Origin of the sequence: Allomesorhizobium camelthorni, from assembly GCF_011045125.1 — a bacterium.
In the GTDB taxonomy this organism is placed as follows: Bacteria; Pseudomonadota; Alphaproteobacteria; order Rhizobiales; family Rhizobiaceae; genus Allomesorhizobium; species Allomesorhizobium camelthorni.
This window is the reverse complement of record NZ_JAAKZF010000249.1, coordinates 1-1,353: the sequence shown is the minus strand read 5'-3', so window position 1 is coordinate 1,353 and position 1,353 is coordinate 1. Positions and strand designations below refer to the sequence as shown.

The 1,353-nt window shown below is 63.0% G+C and carries 2 protein-coding genes; one reads left to right on the top strand and one right to left on the bottom strand.

The window, feature by feature from the left end; translation table 11 throughout:
- Positions 1-464, top strand: a 464-nt coding sequence (locus tag G6N73_RS35655) for a hypothetical protein (protein WP_165034540.1), incomplete at its 5' end; no start/stop codon positions are given.
- Between the two features lie 235 nt (positions 465-699).
- On the opposite strand, the gene G6N73_RS35650 is transcribed toward G6N73_RS35655, so the two are convergent.
- Complete coding sequence (locus G6N73_RS35650) at positions 700-1,281, bottom strand: dienelactone hydrolase family protein (RefSeq protein ID WP_165034539.1); 582 nt, start codon at positions 1,279-1,281, stop codon at positions 700-702.
- Positions 1,282-1,353: the final 72 nt, after the last annotated feature.

Sequence of the window (1,353 nt, the reverse complement as noted above, 5' to 3'; positions counted from 1 at the left end):
ACTTCATGAGCGTCTCGGATGAAGAAAAACTGTCCTGGATCAAGGCCGATATTGGCGCCGCGTTTGACGCCATCACGTCCTCGCAAATTGGTCACTACCGCCGCTTCACGATCATCGGAAAGTCTCTCGGGACGGTGGGGATGGCACTGACCGTTGCTGATTATCCCGAACTCCACACCGCGGATCTCATCTGGCTTACGCCGAGCGTCGGCGCGCCCGGCTTTTATGAGGGCCTTCTACGTTGCTGCGAAAGCGGCTGTCGCTCCATTCTGGTAATCGGAACGGCTGACCCCGCATACGACGACAAGCAACTCCAGGAATTGAAGGATGGCTTTGGCGTGAACTCCCTGATCGTCCCCGGTTTGGACCATGGGCTGGAGATTGCTGGGGACGTCGCAGCGACAGTGGATGCGATGGCGCTGATAATGCGTGGGCTGACAGACTGGGTGACGCATTCAACATAGTCCCGCGAGCGCCACCACGCGGTTACACCGGGTATGGCGGCTCCAGCCGCCGATATGCAGCGTTGAGGACCGGATGCCTTCGTAGCTCAGCTCCGGGATTTCCTGCCATCAACCAGAGGGGCGCAGGAGTGAGGATTCTCGGAATCGACTTCGGGTCCAGCCCGCGCCGGCGGAAGCCGCTCACCTGCCTTCATTGTACGTTACGTTAGGTACCTCGCCAAGACGCCGGCATGGGTCAGACGCGGTCCAAGAACTCAAGCACCCGTCGGGTGAGCAACGCCGCCGCATCCGCGTCATACGACGGGAGCGAGCTGTCGGCGAAGTAGTGCTGGTCGCCGGGGTACAGGAAAAGCTCCGCATCCTCGACCGTCTCCACGATCTCGCGTGCGGCCTTGATATCGCCCTCGCCGACGAAGACCGGGTCTCGGTCCATGCCGTGGATCTGGACCGGGACGCCGTTCGGCCAGAGTCCGAAGGCCCACTCGCCACTGATCGGAAGGCAGGAGTAGAAAAGCAGGGCTCCGCGGGCTCCGGGCCGTGTCTGTGCGAGCTTCTGCGCCGGCAGCACGCCGAACGAGAAACCGGCGTAGACGAGCTCGGGGGGTAGTTCGTCGGCGATGCGGACACCGCGCTCCCGCATGTCGTCGAACCCGATCTTACCGATGTAGGCGAGACCCTCGTCGATGCTCTGGAAAGTGCGTCCGTCAAACAGGTCCGGCGTGTGCACAGTGTGCCCGGCGGCCCGCAGGTTGTCGGCGAACGCGCGCACGCCGGGGGTCAGCCCCTGCGCGTGGTGGAAAAGCAGGATCTCGGCCATAGGGACCTCCGGGTGGAATGGTCGGATGCGCGTTCGATTACTCTACGGCGTCCTCCGCCTGGCCGGGAGGAG